A 16,415-nucleotide genomic window follows, 5' to 3' on the forward strand; every position below is an offset into this window, starting at 1 on the left:
CTGCTTAATGACAACGGTTTATCCAGGAGTGCATCGTGCGTAAATTGGCTCAACTGGCCGTAGTGGCCGCGGCGCTGGTCGCCACCCCGGCATTCGCCGAAATGAAGGTTGCCGTGCTGAACTATCAGATGGCCCTGCTGGAATCGGATGCTGCCAAGAAGTACGCAGTTGATGCCGAGAAGAAGTTCGGCCCGCAACTGACCAAGCTGAAAAGCCTGGAAAGCAGCGCCAAGGGCATCCAGGACCGCCTGATCAAGGGCGGCGACAAGATGCAGCAGCAGGAGCGTGAGCGCCTGGAGCTCGAGTTCAAGCAAAAGGCCCGTGACTTCCAGTTCCAGTCCAAGGAACTGAACGAAGCCAAAGCCGTTGCCGATCGCGATATGCTCAAGCAACTGAAGCCGAAGCTGGATGGTGCTGTCGAGGAAGTGATCAAGAAGGGCGGTTTCGACCTGGTCCTCGAGCGTGGTGCGGTCATCGATGTCAAGCCTCAGTACGACATCACCCGCCAAGTCATCGAGCGCATGAACCAAGCCCGTTGATATGAGTGTGACCATGACGCTAGGCCAGCTGGCCGAGGCCCTCGGTGCCACCCTCAAGGGGCCCGAGGGGTTGCAGATTACCGGGCTGGCCACCTTGCAGGAGGCAGGCCCCGGTCAATTGAGCTTCCTCGCCAACCCGCAGTACCGCAAGTACCTGGATAACTGCCAGGCGGGTGCGGTATTGCTCAAGGCTGCGGATGCCGAAAGTTTCGCTGGCAATGCCCTGATCGTGGCCGACCCGTACCAGGCGTATGCGCGTATTTCCCACCTGTTCGACCCCAAACCCAAGGCTGTGGCGGGAATCCATCCCAGCGCCGTGGTGGCTGAGGATGCACAGGTGGACGCCAGCGCCAGCATCGGGCCGTTCGCGGTTATCGAAAGCGGTGCGCGCATCGGGGCTGATGTCAGCATCGGCGCACATTGCTTCATCGGTGCGCGTTGCGTTGTAGGTGAAGGCGGCTGGCTGGCGCCGCGGGTGACGTTGTATCACGACGTAACCATCGGCAAGCGAGTGGTCATCCAGTCGGGTGCCGTGATCGGCGGCGAAGGCTTCGGCTTTGCCAATGAGAAAGGCATCTGGCGCAAGATCGCCCAGATTGGCGGCGTCACCATTGGTGATGACGTTGAAATCGGCGTCAATACTGCCGTCGACCGTGGTGCGCTGTCCGACACGCGGATCGGCGACGGGGTAAAGCTCGACAACCAGATCCAGATCGCCCACAACGTGCAGATCGGTGACCACACGGCCATGGCCGCTTGCGTGGGCATTTCCGGCAGTACGCGCATCGGCAAGCATTGCATGCTGGCCGGCGGCGTGGGCCTGGTAGGGCACATTGATATTTGCGATAACGTATTTGTTTCCGGGATGACAATGGTAACCCGTTCGATCACCGAACCCGGTTCCTATTCATCCGGCACAGCCATGCAGCCTTTGGCTGACTGGCGCAAGAGCGCTGCGCGTATCCGTCAGCTCGATGACATGGCCAAGCGCCTTCAGCAGCTGGAAAAACGCGTCGATACCGTGACCTCAGGTGGCCTGCCGACATCAGAAGGCTGATACCATTCCCTGAGCAAGAGTGAACAGTCGCTAGCTGGCTCCTCTTTGGATTGCAAAAGGAGCGTGTGGTCAGCACCTGCGCTCCCTATTCTTATTACAGGCTTCCCCCCCGAAATGATGGACATCAACGAGATTCGCGAATACCTGCCTCACCGTTACCCGTTCCTGCTGGTGGACCGAGTGACGGATCTGGACTTCGAGGCCCAGAGCATTCGTGCCTACAAGAATGTCAGCATCAACGAGCCGTTCTTCAATGGCCACTTCCCGGCGCACCCGATCATGCCGGGTGTCCTGATCATCGAAGCCATGGCCCAGGCGGCCGGCATCCTTGGCTTCAAGATGCTCGATGCCAAGCCGGCCGACGGCACCCTGTACTACTTCGTCGGCTCCGACAAGCTGCGTTTCCGTCAACCGGTACTGCCGGGTGACCAGTTGGTGCTGGAAGCCAAGTTCCTCAGCCGCAAGAGCATGATCTGGAAATTCGAGTGCCGTGCTTTGGTCGACGGCAAGCCGGTTTGCTCGGCAGAGATCACCTGCGCGGAACGCTCCCTATGAATTCGATTGATCCTCGGGCCATTATCGACCCGTCGGCCAAACTGGCCGATGGCGTCGAGGTCGGCCCTTGGTCGATCGTTGGCCCCGATGTGGAAATCGGGGAGGGCACCGTTATCGGCCCGCATGTTGTGCTCAAAGGCCCGACCCGCATCGGCAAGCACAACCGTATCTTTCAGTTTTCCTCGATCGGTGAAGACACCCCGGACCTCAAGTACAAGGGTGAACCGACGCGCCTGGTGATCGGTGACCACAATGTGATCCGTGAAGGTGTGACCATTCACCGTGGTACCGTTCAGGACCGCGCCGAAACCACCGTGGGTGACCACAACCTGATCATGGCCTATGCCCACATCGGCCACGACAGCGTCATTGGCAACCACTGCATCCTGGTCAACAACACGGCCCTGGCCGGCCATGTGCATGTGGGGGACTGGGCGATCCTGTCCGGCTACACTCTGGTGCACCAGTACTGCCATATCGGCGCCCACGCGTTTTCCGGCATGGGTACCGCGATTGGCAAGGACGTTCCGGCCTTTGTTACCGTGTTTGGCAGCCCGGCCGAAGCCCGTAGCATGAACTTCGAGGGCATGCGCCGTCGCGGTTTCAGCGACGAGGTGATCCATGTGCTGCGCCGTTGCTACAAGATTGTCTACCGCCAGGGCCTGACCGTCGAAGACGCGCTCAAGGAGTTGGCGGAAATGGCCGCGCAACACCCTGAGGTCGAACTGTTCCGCCAGTCGATCGTGAACTCCGCCCGCGGCATCACCCGCTGACATGGCCCCGCTTTGCGTAGCCTTGGTCGCAGGTGAGGCCAGCGGCGATATTCTGGGTTCCGGCCTGATGCGTGCCCTCAAGGCGCGCCACCCGGATGTGCGTTTCATTGGCGTTGGCGGCCCGTTGATGGAAGCCGAAGGCCTGCAATCGTACTTCCCCATGGAGCGCCTGGCTGTCATGGGCCTGGTCGAAGTGCTGGGGCGCCTGCGCGAGTTGCTCAAGCGCCGCAAGCTGCTGATCCAGACGCTGATCGACGAAAAGCCGGATGTATTCATCGGCATCGACGCCCCTGACTTCACCCTCAACATCGAGCTGAAACTGCGTCAGGCCGGGATCAAGACTGTGCATTACGTCAGCCCGTCGGTCTGGGCGTGGCGGCAGAAGCGTGTGCTGAAGATTCGCGAAGGCTGCGACCTGATGCTGACGCTGTTGCCGTTCGAGGCGCGGTTCTATGAAGAGCAGGGTGTGCCGGTGCGCTTTGTCGGTCACCCGCTGGCCGACACCATACCGCTTGAGGCAGACCGCCCGGCCGCGCGCGCTGCGCTGGGCTTGGGCGAGGGGCCGGTAGTTGCCCTGATGCCGGGCAGCCGGGGTGGCGAAGTAGGGCGCCTGGGGGCGTTGTTCCTTGATGCCGCCGAGCATCTGCGCCAGCAGGTGCCGGGCGTGCGCTTCGTACTGCCTTGCGCCAACGCCGCGCGGCGCGCCCAGGTCGAGCAGATGCTCGAAGGGCGTCAATTGCCACTGACCCTGCTTGATGGCCAGTCGCACCAAGCCTTGGCGGCCTGTGACGCGGTACTGATCGCCTCGGGCACTGCCACCCTGGAAGCGTTGTTGTACAAGCGCCCAATGGTGGTGGCCTACCGCCTTGCACCATTGACCTACTGGATCCTCAAGCGCCTGGTGAAGAGCCCTTACGTGTCCTTGCCTAACCTGCTTGCCCAGCGCGAACTGGTGCCCGAGCTGCTGCAAGACGCTGCGACCAGCGAAGCGTTGGCCAATACCCTTGCGCCGCTGGTGCGCGATGGCAGCCGGCAGACCGAGCGTTTCGACGAAATTCACCGCACCCTGCGCCGTGACGCCTCCAATCAGGCGGCCGAGGCGGTACTGGCCCTGCTCAAGGACCGCTGACATGCAAATTGGACTGGACTTCAACCTGGTCGAGGACCTGGTCGCCGGCGTTGACGAAGTGGGCCGTGGCCCACTGTGTGGCGCGGTGGTAACGGCGGCGGTGATCCTCGATCCTGCGCGCCCGATTCTTGGCCTGAACGATTCGAAGAAGCTCACCGAAGCCAAGCGCGAGGCGTTGTTCGACGAAATCCGTGAAAAGGCGCTGAGCTTCTGTATCGCCCGTGCCGAGGTCGAGGAAATCGACCGCCTGAACATCCTGCAGGCCACCATGCTGGCCATGCAGCGTGCGGTGGAAGGCCTGCACATCACGCCGAAACTGGCCCTGATCGATGGCAACCGCTGCCCGAAGCTGGCCGTACCGGCCTCGCCTGTGGTCAAGGGCGATAGCCAGGTGCCGGCAATCGCGGCGGCTTCGATCCTGGCCAAGGTGACCCGAGACCGGGAGATGAGTGCCTTCGAGCAGATTTACCCAGGGTATGGCATTGGTGGGCACAAGGGTTACCCCACGCCGGTGCACCTCGAGGCCCTGGCTCGGTTGGGGCCTACGCCCATTCATCGGCGTTCCTTTGCCCCTGTGCGGGCGGCCTGGGAAGCACGTGAAGGCGTTACCGATTCCCTGATCTGACACCCCGAGGCGTTCCTGCAGGCATTACGCGATTTCCTGTAGGAGCGGCTTTAGCCGCGAACACCGGCGTAGCCGGTGCCATCCATCGAGGTGCCTGCTTCGCGGGTAAACCCGCTCCTACACGCAGCCCCAAATCCCATCCCCATTTAAGCTACAATCCCGCCCTTGTCGTTCAGCACTGCTACAGGATCTTCCATGTCGGTTCCCTTCGTTCACCTGCGCGTCCATTCCGAATTCTCGCTGGTCGACGGCCTGGTGCGGGTCAAACCGCTGGCCAAGGCGCTGGCGGGGATGAACATGCCGGCGGTGGCGATCACCGACCAGAGCAACATGTGCTCGCTGGTGAAGTTCTACAAGACCGCCATGGGTGCCGGCATCAAGCCGATCTGCGGCGCCGACCTGTGGCTGGCCGGTGCCGACCCGGAAGCGCCGCTGTCGCGCATCTGCTTCCTGGCCATGGACCCCAAGGGCTACCGCAACCTCACCGAGTTGATCTCGCGTGGCTGGACCGACGGCCAGCGCAATGGCCTGGTCATCCTGCAGCGTGAATGGATCGCCCATGCCAGTGAAGGCCTGATTGCCCTGTCTGCGGGCAAGGAAGGCGACATTGGCATGGCCTTGCTGGCCGGCCGGGACGACGAAGCCCAGGCCCTGCTGCAAGACTGGATGGGCATGTTTCCCGATCGTTTCTACGTTGAAGTGCAGCGCACCAACCGCGCCCGTGACGAAGAGTACGTGCACGCTGCGGTAGCGCTGGCAGACAAGCTCGGCGCCCCGCTGGTGGCCACCAACGACGTGCGCTTCCTCAAGCAAGCCGACTTCGATGCCCATGAAACCCGCGTGTGCATTGGTGAGGGCTGGACCCTCGACGACCCGCGCCGCCCGCGTGGCTACAGCGATCAGCAATACCTGAAGTCGGCCGAGGAAATGGCCGAGCTGTTCAGCGACCTGCCTGATGCCATCGCCAACACGGTCGAAATCGCCAAGCGCTGCAATATCCAGGTTCAGCTGGGCAAGTACTTCCTGCCCGACTTCCCCACGCCCAATGGCATGGGTATCGACGATTACTTGCGGCATGTGTCCCACGAAGGCCTGGAGGAGCGCCTGGCGGTGCTGTGGCCGAAAGAGACCACGCCCAATTACGAAGAAAAGCGCCAGGTGTACCTCGACCGCCTGAAGTTCGAGCTGGATATCATCATCCAGATGGGCTTCCCCGGTTACTTCCTGATCGTTATGGACTTCATCAAGTGGGCCAAGAACAACGACGTGCCGGTAGGCCCGGGCCGTGGTTCGGGTGCTGGCTCGCTGGTGGCCTACGTACTCAAGATCACCGACCTCGACCCGCTGGCCTACGACCTGCTGTTCGAGCGCTTCCTCAACCCTGAACGTATTTCCATGCCCGACTTCGACGTCGACTTCTGCATGGACGGCCGTGACCGGGTGATCGACTATGTGGCCGAGGCTTACGGCCGCAATGCAGTGAGCCAGATCATCACCTTCGGTACCATGGCCGCCAAGGCGGTGGTGCGTGACGTGGCGCGGGTGCAGGGCAAGTCCTACGGCCTGGCCGACCGCCTGTCGAAGATGATCCCGTTCGAAGTGGGCATGACCCTGGAGAAGGCCTACGAGCAGGAAGAGATCCTGCGCGACTTCCTCAAAGGCGACGAAGACGCCCGCGAAATCTGGGACATGGCCCTGAAGCTGGAAGGTGTGACCCGGGGTACCGGCAAGCACGCCGGTGGTGTGGTTATCGCGCCGACCAAGCTCACCGACTTTTCGCCGATTGCCTGTGATGAAGAGGGCGGCGGGCTGGTAACCCAGTTCGACAAGGATGATGTCGAGGCTGCGGGCCTGGTGAAGTTCGACTTCCTCGGCCTGCGTACGCTCACCATCATCAAGTGGGCGATGGAGATCATCAACCGCGAGCAGACCAAGAAGAACCTGCCGGATCTCAACATCGACTTCATCCCGCTGGACGACCGCAAGACCTACGAGTTGCTGCAAAAGGCCGAAACCACGGCGGTGTTCCAGCTCGAATCGCGCGGCATGAAGGAGCTGATCAAGAAGCTCAAGCCTGACTGCCTGGAAGACCTGATCGCACTGGTGGCATTGTTCCGCCCGGGCCCGCTGCAATCGGGCATGGTGGACGACTTCATCAACCGCAAGCACGGCCGTGCCGAACTGGCCTACCCGCACTCCGACTATCAGTACGAAGGCCTCAAGCCGGTACTGGCACCGACCTACGGCATCATCCTGTATCAGGAACAGGTGATGCAGATTGCCCAGGTGATGGCGGGCTATACCCTGGGCGGCGCGGACATGTTGCGCCGGGCGATGGGTAAGAAAAAGCCCGAGGAAATGGCCAAGCAGCGCGGTGGTTTCATCGAAGGCTGCGTGGCCAACAATATCGATGCGGACCTTGCCGGTAACATCTTCGACCTGGTAGAGAAGTTCGCCGGTTACGGGTTCAACAAATCCCACTCCGCGGCTTATGGCCTGGTGTCGTACCAGACCGCCTGGCTGAAAACCCACTACCCGGCCCCGTTCATGGCCGCGGTACTGTCGGCGGACATGCACAACACCGACAAGGTGGTGGTGCTGGTCGAGGAAGTGCGCAGCATGAAGCTGCGCCTCGACGCGCCGGATGTGAACTTCTCCGACTTCAAGTTCACCGTCAACAACGACGGCCGCATCGTCTATGGCCTGGGTGCCATCAAGGGCGTGGGTGAAGGCCCGGTGGAGGCAATTGTAGAAGCCCGTGCCCAGGGCGGCCCGTTCAAGGACCTGTTCGACTTCTGTGAACGTATCGACCTCAAGCGGGTCAACAAGCGTACCCTGGATGCGTTGATCCGAAGTGGTGCGCTGGACCGCCTGGGGCCGCATTTCCATGACGAGATCAAGGCCTATCACGCCAACATCGACATCAACCGTGCAACCTTGATCTCCGCGTTGGGTGAGGCCATCAAGGCTGCCGAGCAGGCGGCCCATACCGCTGACAGCGGCCATGTCGACCTGTTCGGCAGCATGTTCGACGAGGCGGATGTCGATGTTTATGCCAACCACCGCAAGGTGCGCGAGCTCACCCTCAAGGAGCGCCTGAAGGGCGAGAAGGACACCCTTGGCCTGTACCTAACCGGCCATCCGATCGACGAGTACGAGGCCGAAATCCGCCGCTTTGCCCGCCAGCGCATCGTCGACCTGAAGCCGTCGCGTGAAACCCAGACTATAGCCGGCATGATCATTGCCCTGCGGGTGATGAAGAACAAGAAGGGCGACAAGATGGGCTTTGTCACGCTGGATGACCGCTCCGGGCGCATCGAGGCATCGTTGTTCGCCGATGCGTTCATGGCGGCACAGTCCTTGCTGCACAACGATGCCATGGTGGTGGTGGAGGGTGAGGTCAGCAACGACGACTTCTCCGGTGGCTTGCGCCTGCGGGTCAAGCAGGTGATGACCATGGAAGATGCGCGCACCAAGCTGGCCGAAAGCCTGCGCCTGAAGGTGGCGCACGACGCATTGAAGGGCGACCGCCTGAAGTGGCTGGGCGAGCTGATTACCCGCCATCGCGGTGCCTGCCCGATTACCCTGGAATACACCGGCAGCGATGCCAAGGCCATGCTGCAGTTCGGCGACCAGTGGGCAATCGACCCGGCCGATGGGTTGATTCAGGCGCTGCGTGACCAGTTCGGGCGTGAGAACGTCTTCCTGCAATATCGTTGAACCGAAAAAAATTTAATCTCGACCTGAATGCGCCTGATCCCTTAAGGTAGGGCGCCAAACGGATCAACCGGCCGGCCGCCTGGCCGTAGACCCAAGACGGATGACTATGAACCCGAATTTTCTCGATTTCGAACAGCCGATTGCCGACCTGCAAGCCAAGATCGAAGGCCTGCGCCTGGTAGGCAACGACAACTCGCTGAACATCAGCGATGAAATTGCCCGTCTGCAAGACAAGAGCAGCACCCTGACCGAAAGCATCTTCGGCAACCTGACCAGCTGGCAGATCGCCCGTCTGGCCCGTCATCCGCGTCGTCCTTACACCCTGGACTACCTGGAACACATCTTCACCGAGTTCGAAGAGCTGCACGGTGACCGCCACTTCTCCGACGACGCCGCCATTGTGGGTGGTACCGCACGCCTGGACGGCAAGCCGGTCATGGTCATCGGCCACCAGAAGGGCCGTGAAGTACGCGAGAAGGTGCGCCGCAACTTCGGCATGCCGCGCCCGGAAGGCTACCGCAAGGCGTGCCGCCTGATGGAAATGGCCGAGCGCTTCAAGATGCCGATCCTGACCTTCATCGACACGCCGGGTGCCTACCCGGGCATCGACGCCGAAGAGCGCAACCAGAGCGAGGCAATCGCCTGGAACCTGCGTGTGATGGCTCGCCTGAAAACCCCGATCATCGCGACCGTGATTGGCGAGGGTGGTTCTGGTGGTGCACTGGCCATCGGTGTGTGTGACCAGCTCAACATGCTGCAATATTCCACCTACTCGGTGATCTCGCCGGAAGGTTGTGCTTCGATCCTGTGGAAGACTGCCGACAAGGCGGCTGATGCGGCCGAGGCCATGGGTATTACTGCTGAGCGCCTGAAAAGCCTGAACATCGTCGACAAGGTGATCCAGGAACCGTTGGGCGGCGCCCACCGCGACCCGGTCAAGATGTCGGAAAGCATCCGCGCCGACCTGGTGCAGCAGCTGGACATGCTCAGCAAGTTCGACAACGACGCGCTGCTGGCCCGCCGTTACGAGCGCCTGATGAGCTACGGTCTCTGATTCACTGATTTAGCCCAGGGGCCGCTTTGCGGCCCTTTCGCGACACAAGGCCGCTCCTACAGGCGACCGCATTTCCTTGTAGGAGCGGCCTTGTGTCGCGAAAGGGGTGCAAAGCACCCCCGGCAATCTCAAGCCAAGTGAGGAACAGATGATCAACCTCACCCCTTGGCTCAACGCCCCAGCCTGGTACATCGCCTTCTCCGGCGGCCTCGACTCCACCGTCCTCCTGCACCTGCTGGCCGACTACGCCCGCCACCATACATCCCCCCCGCTGCGTGCGATCCACATCCATCACGGCCTGCAAACCGCCGCCGACGCTTGGTCCGCACACTGCCAAGCCATCTGCGACAATCTCGGCATCGAACTCCAGGTCATTCACGTCCAGGTCGCCCCCGGCGCCAGCCTCGAACAGGCCGCTCGCGACGCCCGCTATGCCGCGTTCAAGCAAGCCCTGAGCCCCGGCGACATCTTGTTCACCGGCCAGCACCGTGACGACCAGGCCGAAACCCTGCTGTTTCGTCTGTTGCGCGGCGCGGGCCTGCGTGGCCTGGCTGCAATGCCAGTGCAGCGGGCGCTAGGGCAGGGCAGTCTGGTCAGGCCTTTGCTGGCTCGTTCTCGGCAGCAGCTGCAAGACTATGCCCGAATGAAAGGGCTGGCCTGGATCGAAGACCCGTCAAACGCCGACACACATTTCGCCCGCAACTTCCTGCGTGGCGAGGTGCTCCCGCATTTGCAGCAACGTTGGCCGCAAACCACCCAGAACCTCGCCCGCGCCGCAGAGCACCTAGGCGAAGCCTTGGGGCTGCTGGACGAGCTCGCCCAAGGTGACCTTGCGTGCGCAGAAAGGGGGGCGCCGAAGGCCTGGGCTGGGCTGGACTCGCTCGATCTGGCATCCCTGGTCGCGTTGTCGCCCGCCCGTCAACGCAATGCCCTGCAGTATTGGTTGAGCCTTCGCACCCGTTTGCCAGACACCCGGCACTGGGCTGGCTGGGCGGACCTGCGTGATGCAGCCGGGGATGCCCAGCCCGTCTGGCGGCTCGCCGACGGGCAACTGCTGCGCAGCCATGGGCGCATCTGGTGGCTGAGTGGTGACTGGCTACAACTGCCCGTCGGCGAGCTGGCCTGGGTGAACCCCACCGGGCCGCTGTTGCTGCCAGGTAACGGCAGCGTGCGTCTTGCGGTCGCACAGCCGCTCGGTGACCTGCGCATCGCCTATCGCCAGGGCGGCGAAATGCTGGACATCCCCGGCCGTGGGCGGCGCGACCTCAAGCGCCTGCTTAACGAGCTGCAGGTGCCGCATTTCCTGCGCCCACGCTTGCCGCTGCTGTATCAGGGCGAGTGTTTGCTGGCGGTGGCCAACCTGCCGGGGTTGGTGCAGGCGGATTGCCAGCTGCACTGGCAGTTACCGACGAACGCGCAAGGTTTGAGCTGAAGGGTACATTCGGGTAGACTACCCTCCCTTCTTGATACAGCTTCTGTGGGTTCCGCGAAAACACAGGAGTTGCCGATTACCAAGCAGTTTTTTGCTGGGCTGATTCTGGAAATGACGAGCGAGCTCCATGCCGGGGATACCCCTGGTCTGTACAGACGCGGCAGTTTTTCGAGATGCACTGTGATTGACGCAGGTGATCGGGGGCTTCGGCCTTCCTTCGCTTTCTCCGGCGGCGCTGGCCGCCTTAACGCAGACTTCTAGGGTTTTTCATGACGCGCTACATATTCGTCACGGGCGGTGTTGTTTCTTCATTGGGGAAAGGCATTGCCTCGGCTTCCCTGGCGGCCATCCTGGAAGCGCGGGGCCTGAAGGTCACCATGCTCAAGCTGGATCCGTACATCAACGTCGATCCGGGCACCATGAGCCCGTTCCAGCACGGTGAAGTATTCGTCACCCACGATGGCGCCGAGACCGACCTCGACCTGGGCCACTACGAGCGGTTCATCCGCACCACCATGACCCAGAACAACAACTTCACCACCGGCCGCATTTACGAGCACGTGCTGCGTAAAGAACGTCGTGGTGATTACCTGGGCGCGACCATCCAGGTCATCCCGCACATCACCGACGAGATCAAGCGTCGCATCATCAAGGGTGCCGGCGATGCCGACGTGGCCCTGGTGGAAATCGGCGGTACCGTGGGTGACATCGAGTCGCAGCCGTTCCTCGAGGCCATCCGCCAGCTGCGCGTCGAAGTGGGCTCCAAGCGCGCCATGCTGATGCACCTGACCCTGGTCCCGTACATCGCCACCGCTGGCGAAACCAAGACCAAGCCGACCCAGCACTCGGTCAAGGAGCTGCGCTCCATCGGCCTGCAGCCTGACGTGCTGATCTGCCGCTCCGACCACCCGGTCGATGCCTCGTCGCGTCGCAAGATCGCGCTGTTCACCAACGTTGAAGAGCGTGCGGTGATTTCGCTGGAAGACGTCGACACCATCTACAAGATCCCGGGCGTACTGCACGCACAGGGCCTGGACGACTTCGTCGTCGAGCGTTTCGGCCTGCAGTGCAGTGGCGCCGACCTGTCCGAGTGGGACAAGGTGGTCGATGCCAAGCTCAACCCTGAGCAGGAAGTGACCATCGCCATGGTCGGCAAGTACATGGAGCTGCTGGACGCGTACAAGTCGCTGATCGAAGCGATGAGCCACGCCGGCATCACCAACCGTACCAAGGTCAACCTGCGCTACATCGATTCGGAAGACATCGAGAATCAGGGCACCAGCCTGCTCGAAGGCGCCGATGCCATTCTGGTACCGGGCGGTTTCGGCCTGCGCGGTGTGGAAGGCAAGATCACTGCGGTGCAATACGCCCGTGAAAACAAAGTGCCGTACCTGGGTATCTGCCTGGGCATGCAGGTGGCCGTGATCGAATTCGCCCGTAACGTCATGGGCTGGAAAGACGCCAACTCCACCGAGTTCGACCGCAACAGCGGCCACCCTGTGGTCGGCCTGATCACCGAGTGGGCCGATGCCACCGGTGCCGTCGAAACCCGCAACGAGGCTTCCGACCTGGGCGGCACCATGCGCCTGGGCGCGCAGGACTGCCAGCTGGCTGCCGGTTCCAAGGTACACGATTGCTACGGCAAGGACGTGATCACCGAGCGTCACCGCCACCGCTACGAAGTGAACAACAACCTGCTGCCGCAACTGGTCGACGCAGGCCTGGTGGTTTCTGGTCGTTCCGAAGACGGCGCGCTGGTGGAAGTGGTCGAGTCCAAGGACCACCCATGGTTCGTCGCCTGCCAGTTCCACCCGGAGTTCACCTCCACCCCACGTGACGGCCATCCGCTGTTCAGCGGTTTCGTCAAAGCGGCCCTGGCCCAGAAGAGCAAAGCCTGATTTAAGGGCTTTGATGAGTTTTCCGACGGTTATAACCGCGCAAGGCTCATTTCTCGGGTAAAGTACGCCCCCGATCTACCCCTGACCGCTCGGTCAGGGGTTGCTTATGCCAGGCCTGCCTGCTGCATCCGCGCCTGGTGCAAGGCAAGAATTCCCTAAAGCTGCGTTGTTTTCGTCAATTCTGGAGTGCTTACAACAATGGCAAAAATCGTCGACATCAAAGGTCGTGAAGTTCTCGATTCACGTGGCAACCCCACCGTGGAAGCCGATGTACTGCTCGACAACGGCATCATCGGCAGCGCCTGCGCGCCGTCCGGTGCTTCCACTGGCTCGCGCGAAGCGCTGGAGCTGCGTGATGGCGACAAGAGCCGTTACCTGGGCAAGGGCGTGCTGAAGGCTGTCGCCAACATCAACGGCCCGATCCGTGACCTGCTGCTGGGCAAGGACCCTTCCGACCAGAAGGCCCTGGACCACGCCATGATCGAACTGGACGGTACCGAGAACAAGGCCAAGCTGGGCGCCAACGCCATCCTGGCTGTTTCCCTGGCTGCCGCCAAGGCCGCTGCCCAGGACCAGGACCTGCCGCTGTACGCGCACATCGCCAACCTGAACGGCACCCCGGGCCAGTACTCGATGCCGGTTCCGATGATGAACATCATCAACGGTGGCGAGCACGCCGACAACAACGTCGACATCCAGGAGTTCATGGTTCAGCCGGTAGGCGCCAAGACCTTCTCCGACGGCCTGCGCATGGGCACCGAAATCTTCCACCACCTCAAAGCCGTGCTGAAGGCCCGTGGCCTGAACACCGCCGTGGGTGACGAAGGTGGCTTCGCTCCTAACCTGGCTTCCAACGAAGACGCCCTGGGCGCCATCGCCGAAGCGGTCGAAAAAGCGGGTTACAAGCTGGGCACCGACGTGACCCTGGCCCTGGACTGCGCGGCTTCCGAATTCTACGAAGACGGCAAGTACAACCTGTCCGGCGAAGGCAAGTCGTTCGACGCCGAAGGTTTCGCCGAGTACCTGAAAGGCCTGACCGAGCGCTTCCCGATCATCTCGATCGAAGACGGCCTGGACGAGTCCGACTGGGCTGGCTGGAAGATCCTCACCGACAAGATTGGTGAAAAGGTACAGCTGGTTGGCGACGACCTGTTCGTGACCAACACCAAGATCCTGAAGGAAGGCATCGAGAAGGGCATCGGTAACTCGATCCTGATCAAGTTCAACCAGATCGGCTCGCTGACCGAAACCCTGGAAGCCATCCAGATGGCCAAGGCTGCCGGTTACACCGCAGTGATCTCGCACCGCTCCGGTGAAACCGAAGACTCGACCATTGCCGACCTGGCCGTGGGTACCGCTGCTGGCCAGATCAAGACCGGCTCGCTGTGCCGTTCTGACCGCGTTTCCAAGTACAACCAGCTGCTGCGCATCGAAGAGCAACTGGGTGCCAAAGCGGTTTACCGTGGTCGTGCCGAGTTTCGCGGCTAAGCAAGAGATGGTAAAAAGACAGCAGCCGGAGTTGTAGGAACGTTCGTACTGATCTTTCCTACATCCCAACGGGTTTCTGTCAACGAAGCCTGGCCTCGGCCAGGCTTCGTGCTATTCGAGGCCCCGAAGTAACAAGTACGCGGCAGCCTTTTTAACCTGGATAACGTGATGCGCAGTCCCTATTGGGTGTTCCTCGTTCTGCTCCTGCTGCTGGGTGGCCTGCAGTACCGCCTGTGGGTGGGTAACGGCAGCCTGGCGCAAGTGACCGAACTGAAGCAGCAGATTGACGAGCAGCATGCCGAGAACGAGCGCTTGCTTGAGCGCAACCGCGTGCTCGATGCCGAAGTGCTGGAGCTGAAAAAAGGCATGGAGACCGTTGAAGAACGGGCTCGCCACGAATTGGGAATGGTCAAAGAGGGCGAAACCCTCTTCCAGTTGCCACAGAAATGATCGATACCTTACCGGCCTTCTGGGCCGTGATTCCTGCTGCGGGCGTAGGTGCCCGCATGGCTGCCGACCGCCCCAAGCAATACCTGGAGCTGGCTGGGCAGACCATCCTCGAGCACAGCCTCGACTGTTTTCTTGGCCACCCGGCGCTCAAAGGCGTGGTGGTCAGCATTGCTGAAGATGACCCGTACTGGCCGGCCCTGCGTTGCGCCAGCGACCCGCGCATCCAGCGCGCAGCGGGTGGGCGCGAGCGTGCCGATTCGGTGCTCAATGCCTTGCTGTTGCTGCATGCGCAAGGCGCCTCGGACAGCGACTGGGTGCTGGTGCATGATGCTGCGCGGCCGAATTTGGCGCGCAGTGACCTGGACAAGCTGCTGTCGGAGCTGGCGGACGACCCGGTGGGTGGCCTGCTGGCGGTACCGGCGCGCGATACCCTCAAGCGTGCCGATGGCCGCGGCCGGGTAAGTGCTACCGTGGACCGTAGCACCATCTGGCAGGCCTATACACCGCAGATGTTCCGCCTTGGCGCGTTGCACCGGGCGCTGGCTGAGTGCCTGGTGTCGGATGTGGTAGTGACGGATGAAGCTTCGGCCATCGAATGGTCCGGCCAGGCGCCGCGCTTGGTGGAAGGGCGTAGTGACAACATCAAGGTGACCCGACCGGAAGACTTGGAATGGTTACGCCAGCGCTGGGCGGGTAGGCGCTGAGATTGTCGGGACCGCTGCGCGGTCCTTTCGCGACACAAGGCCGCGAAGCGGACCCAGCGAGCTGTCAGGTCACTCGGTATTCAGGCAACCCCGCCAACCCCTCCTTCAGGTAATCCACCAGCCGCCGCACCTTCGGCGACAGGTGCCGCTGTTGCGGATACAGCGCCCACACTGCCGTATTTGGCGGCTGGTGCGCCTCCAGCAACGACACCAGAGCCCCCGTATGCAAGTGCTCCAGCACGTAATAATCCGGCAACTGGCACAACCCCATCCCCTGCAACGCCGCATCCAGCACCGCCTGCCCACTGTTGCAGCGCCAGTTCCCTTGCACCCGCTGGCTGATCTCGCGGCCATCCTGCTGCAACGCCCATAAGTCCGAACTGCCCACCAGGCAATTGTGCCGCGCCAACTCTGACAGGCTGTGGGGTCGACCGTAACGTTCCAGATAAGCCGGCGAGGCACACAGGTACATGCGCCGGGGTGCGAGGCGGGCGGCCACCAACCGAGAATCGGCCAGCCGCCCCAAACGGATGGCCAGGTCCATGCCTTCGTGCAGCAGGTCGAGGGTGTGGTTGCTCAACTCCACCTCCACGCGCAACTGCGGGTACAGCGCCATGAACCGTGTCACGAGCGGCACGATGAAGCGCTCGCCGTACGCTACCGCGCAAGTCATGCGCAGCAATCCCTTTGGCTCGCTGGCCAGGTCGCCCATGGCGCGCAGGGCTTCCTCGCGGCCATCCTGCAGGCGCTGGCAATGCTGCAGAAAGGTCTGCCCGGCCTCGCTCAAGGTCACCCGACGGGTACTGCGGTAGAGCAGGCGCGTTTGCAGGCGCTCCTCCAGGCGGGCGATCTGGCGACTGATGTGCGACGAGGAAACCCCCAGGCGTTCGGCGGCCGCCGTGAACTGGCCCGATTCGGCCACGGCGACGAATTCGTCGATACCTTCCCAGCGGCTGCTCATTGATTATCCCTGCATGGCAATAATGTTTTG

The 16,415-nt window shown here is 62.0% G+C and carries 14 protein-coding genes; 13 read left to right on the top strand and 1 reads right to left on the bottom strand.

Going from position 1 to position 16,415, the window contains the following annotated elements:
- Positions 1-35 precede the first annotated feature (35 nt).
- The 13 genes from QQ992_RS06095 (at position 36) to ispD (ending at position 15,424) form a co-directional block, all read left to right on the top strand.
- Positions 36-539 carry an OmpH/Skp family outer membrane protein gene (locus tag QQ992_RS06095; RefSeq protein WP_012270843.1) on the top strand — a complete coding sequence of 168 codons (504 nt, stop codon included), beginning with the start codon at positions 36-38 and terminating at the stop codon, positions 537-539.
- A gap of 1 nt (position 540) precedes the next feature.
- On the top strand, positions 541-1,596 hold the full coding sequence (lpxD, locus tag QQ992_RS06100; protein ID WP_286112616.1) for a UDP-3-O-(3-hydroxymyristoyl)glucosamine N-acyltransferase: 1,056 nt from the start codon (positions 541-543) through the stop codon (positions 1,594-1,596).
- Positions 1,597-1,710: 114 nt separating this feature from the next.
- Entirely contained in the window at positions 1,711-2,151 is a 441-nt protein-coding gene (gene fabZ / locus QQ992_RS06105) for a 3-hydroxyacyl-ACP dehydratase FabZ (RefSeq protein WP_003252314.1), read from the top strand.
- The gene (gene lpxA / locus QQ992_RS06110) at positions 2,148-2,924 is read left to right on the top strand and encodes an acyl-ACP--UDP-N-acetylglucosamine O-acyltransferase (RefSeq protein ID WP_016712927.1); all 777 of its coding nucleotides are present in this window, start codon (positions 2,148-2,150) and stop codon (positions 2,922-2,924) included. Before fabZ ends, lpxA begins: the two co-directional genes overlap by 4 nt.
- Before the next feature lies 1 nt (position 2,925).
- Positions 2,926-4,053 carry a lipid-A-disaccharide synthase gene (lpxB, locus tag QQ992_RS06115; protein ID WP_286112617.1) on the top strand — a complete coding sequence of 376 codons (1,128 nt, stop codon included), beginning with the start codon at positions 2,926-2,928 and terminating at the stop codon, positions 4,051-4,053.
- A gap of 1 nt (position 4,054) precedes the next feature.
- Entirely contained in the window at positions 4,055-4,678 is a 624-nt protein-coding gene (gene rnhB, locus QQ992_RS06120; protein ID WP_286112618.1) for a ribonuclease HII, read from the top strand.
- Positions 4,679-4,873: 195 nt separating this feature from the next.
- Positions 4,874-8,398, top strand: coding sequence for a DNA polymerase III subunit alpha (gene dnaE, locus QQ992_RS06125; protein ID WP_286112619.1), 3,525 nt, complete (start codon positions 4,874-4,876; stop codon positions 8,396-8,398).
- A gap of 106 nt (positions 8,399-8,504) precedes the next feature.
- Complete coding sequence (locus tag QQ992_RS06130; RefSeq protein WP_025755052.1) at positions 8,505-9,452, top strand: acetyl-CoA carboxylase carboxyltransferase subunit alpha; 948 nt, start codon at positions 8,505-8,507, stop codon at positions 9,450-9,452.
- Between the two features lie 148 nt (positions 9,453-9,600).
- Positions 9,601-10,884: a tRNA lysidine(34) synthetase TilS gene (gene tilS, locus QQ992_RS06135; RefSeq protein ID WP_286112621.1), complete on the top strand. Its 1,284-nt coding sequence runs from the start codon at positions 9,601-9,603 to the stop codon at positions 10,882-10,884.
- 269 nt (positions 10,885-11,153) lie between these two features.
- Entirely contained in the window at positions 11,154-12,782 is a 1,629-nt protein-coding gene (gene pyrG, locus QQ992_RS06140) for a CTP synthase (RefSeq protein WP_119371087.1), read from the top strand.
- Positions 12,783-12,980: 198 nt separating this feature from the next.
- Positions 12,981-14,270, top strand: a complete 1,290-nt coding sequence (gene eno / locus QQ992_RS06145; protein ID WP_060497315.1) for a phosphopyruvate hydratase — start codon at positions 12,981-12,983, stop codon at positions 14,268-14,270.
- Positions 14,271-14,438: 168 nt separating this feature from the next.
- On the top strand, positions 14,439-14,720 hold the full coding sequence (gene ftsB, locus QQ992_RS06150) for a cell division protein FtsB (protein WP_016712918.1): 282 nt from the start codon (positions 14,439-14,441) through the stop codon (positions 14,718-14,720).
- Positions 14,717-15,424 (top strand): 2-C-methyl-D-erythritol 4-phosphate cytidylyltransferase, encoded by a 708-nt coding sequence (ispD, locus tag QQ992_RS06155; protein ID WP_274082472.1) that lies wholly within the window; start codon positions 14,717-14,719, stop codon positions 15,422-15,424. The genes ftsB and ispD overlap by 4 nt, the downstream gene beginning before the upstream one ends.
- A 64-nt stretch (positions 15,425-15,488) precedes the next feature.
- Here ispD and QQ992_RS06160 read toward each other — a convergent pair whose 3' ends face one another.
- Entirely contained in the window at positions 15,489-16,385 is an 897-nt protein-coding gene (locus QQ992_RS06160; protein WP_286112623.1) for a LysR substrate-binding domain-containing protein, read from the bottom strand.
- Positions 16,386-16,415: the final 30 nt, after the last annotated feature.

Origin of the sequence: Pseudomonas kurunegalensis, assembly GCF_030291635.1 — a bacterium.
GTDB lineage: Bacteria > Pseudomonadota > Gammaproteobacteria > Pseudomonadales > Pseudomonadaceae > Aquipseudomonas > Aquipseudomonas monteilii.